This window comes from Binatus sp. (SeqCode), assembly GCF_036522015.1.
Classification (GTDB): domain Bacteria; phylum Desulfobacterota; class Binatia; order Binatales; family Binataceae; genus Binatus.
This window is the reverse complement of sequence record NZ_DATDGQ010000378.1, coordinates 1-2,635: the sequence shown is the minus strand read 5'-3', so window position 1 is coordinate 2,635 and position 2,635 is coordinate 1. Positions and strand designations below refer to the sequence as shown.

At 62.3% G+C, this 2,635-nt stretch carries 2 protein-coding genes; one reads left to right on the top strand and one right to left on the bottom strand.

All coding sequences use genetic code 11. From position 1 onward, the window contains the following. Nucleotides 1-9: 9 nt before the first annotated feature. Nucleotides 10-165, top strand: a complete 156-nt coding sequence (locus VIW95_RS17665; RefSeq protein ID WP_414645303.1) for a hypothetical protein — start codon at nucleotides 10-12, stop codon at nucleotides 163-165. A 10-nt stretch (nucleotides 166-175) separates the two neighbouring features. Here VIW95_RS17665 and VIW95_RS16140 read toward each other — a convergent pair. Next, a partial coding sequence (locus VIW95_RS16140; protein ID WP_331588426.1) for an ATP-binding protein occupies nucleotides 176-2,635 on the bottom strand: 2,460 nt, incomplete at its 5' end.

The window sequence follows — 2,635 nt, the reverse complement described above, 5'->3', positions numbered from 1 at the left end:
GTAAGGTACCTGGATGCTCCCGTTCAAGCTGGAGTTTCGGTCGGCGATCTGACGGTCCTGCTCAACGGCAAGCCGCAAGCGACGATTCCGATCGTAGCGAAAGCTGGAGTGGAGCGCGCTGGATTCTTCGGCCGCCTGCGTCAGAAGTTCACACGCATGCTCTAGGCGCGACGCGCTACGCCTTTAATTCTTCGAGCAGCGTCTTCGCCTCACGCAGATCGCTCGTATCGAATCCCTCGGTGAATTGCGTGAACACCGGCGCCAAGGTCGCGCGAGCCTCGTCGCGCTTGTCCTGCTTTGCCAACAGCCGCGCCAGGCTCATCGCTCCGCGCAATTCCCATGAGCGCGCCTGTTGCCGCACCGCAATCTCGATCGCACGCCGGAAACATCGCTCAGCTTCGTCGTCGCCGTTGGGCATCGTAAGCATCGTCTCGCCGCGGAGCCGATGAATTTCCGCTTCGAGCAGGCGATGCTCCATCTGGTCGGCACGTTGCGCTGCCCTATCGAGCTCTCGCAGACTGTCCTCCGGGCGTTTCATCATAAGGTACACTTCCGCGAGCAGCACGAAAGAGAACGAGTAGATCAGGTCGGCGTTGGCGGCGGCCAGGTTCACGACCGATTCTTTCATCATCGCGAGCCCCGCCTCGAGCGCAGCCTGATCGCCATGACCGTAGGCTTCGCCGGCAATGGTGCGCGCCAGACACATTCGGCCCGCCGCCAGCCAATACGGAAATCCATATTCGGTTGACAGTTCGATCAACGCTTCTGATCGCGTACGCACGTCCGCGTATTCTCGCCGGAAATGATTCAGCACGATCGTATGCAGATTGACGAACGCGAGGCTGAAGGGACGCCGAAGCTGTGACGCCAGGCCTTGGGCTTCGGCGATCCGCCGTTTCGCCTGATCCACATGCCCGCCGATATGCAGCGCCCACACGACGTTGCACGCCGACGGTATGACCGGCGCGTTCATCAGCGGAAGGTAGCGCGGAATGTCGCGGGCGAAGATTTCGATAGCCTTCTCGGAGTTCTCTCGCGCCGCGGAGAATTCACCCATCCACAGCTGGCTCGCCGCCAGCGCGTTGTGCGACGACGCCAGCGCAAGATCGCTCTTCACCCGCTCCGCCATCGTGAGCAACTGCTCCGCGATAACCCGGCTCTCTCGCAATTGTCCGCTGGCATGATTGAAGCTCCACAGCGCAAACATCACGAGGAATATCTCGGGCGTCTCACCGGCGCGGCGACAGAGTTCCTGCGCCCGCGCGATATTGCCCGGGATTTCCGGCGCAGAAAGCCCCTGCGTCGATACTAACAGCGGCGTTAGCATCATCTGGATCTTCAATTCGCGCTGATCGCGCTCGCGCGATTCCGGCATCGTCGCGATCAGGCGCAAGGTCTCGCGCGCATACCCGATTGCGTCGTTGTACGCCGAGCGCAACGCCGCCTGCTCGGCCGCGCGGCGCAAATATTCGATCGCCTTGGACGCGTTGGCGCTGCGGCTATAGTGATGCGCCAGCCCGGCCAGATGGTCGTCGAGCGTCGCTGCGAACATCGCCTCCAGCGCGGCCGCCGTGCGCTCGTGAATAATTCTTCGCCGTTGCATCAGCACGGAGTCATACGCGACCTCCTGCGTCAGCGCGTGCTTGAAGGTGTATTCGTTTTCGGGAAACGCCGGTTGTTCGTAGATGAACTCGGCCGCCTGCAGGTTCGATAGCATCGGCGCAAGCTCGTCATCGGGCTTGTCGACCACGCGGCGCACCAGCCCAAGAGGAAATTCCTTGCCGATCACCGCGAGCGATTGCAGCAGGTCCTTGTCCGCCGGCCCGAGCTTGTCGATTCGCGCCGCCAGGATGCCCTTGACGGTTGACGGTATCTGGATCGACGTGAGCGGCCTGGCGAGTGACACCGCGCCGCCGTCGCGAACCAGCACGCCCTGGTCAAACAGCACCTGCACCATTTCCTCCATGAAAAACGGATTGCCCTGCGTGCGCTCGATGATCGTCGCCTTGAGCGGCTCGAGCGCGGCGTCGTCGCCCAGCATCGCCGTCAGCAGCTCGGCTGCGTTGTCGGCTCCGAGCGGATCGAGACGCAACTGCGTGTAGTAGGTTTTGTTGCCCCAGCTGTGGCGATACTCGGGCCGATAATTGACCATCAGCAGGATTTGCGCGGTGCCAATCGAGTCGGCCACCAGTTGCAACAGCGCCTCGGACTCCGCATCAACCCAGTGAAGATCCTCGAAGATAAGAATCAACGGCTGATTGAGGCTCTCGCGCACGATGAGACTCTTGACCGCCTCGCGCGTGCGGCGGCGCCGAATCGAAGGGTCCATTTCGTCGAGCCCAGGCCCGACGGTCGGAATTCCCAGCAGCGCGAACAGATGCGGCAGCGTATCTTCCAGCGCGCGGTCCAGCGCCAGCACTTTGCCGGTAACCTTCTCGCGCCGCGTGCGCTCGTCGTCGCGATCGGCGATTCGAAAATAAGTCTTCAGCAGATCGACCACCGGCAGGTACGCCGACGCCTTGCCGTGCGAAAACGAGAACGCCTCGAGCACCAGGCACTCGCTCTGCCGGCGCATCTTGAATTCGTAAAACAGGCGCGACTTGCCAACCCCCGCCTCGGCCATCGCGGCCACGAT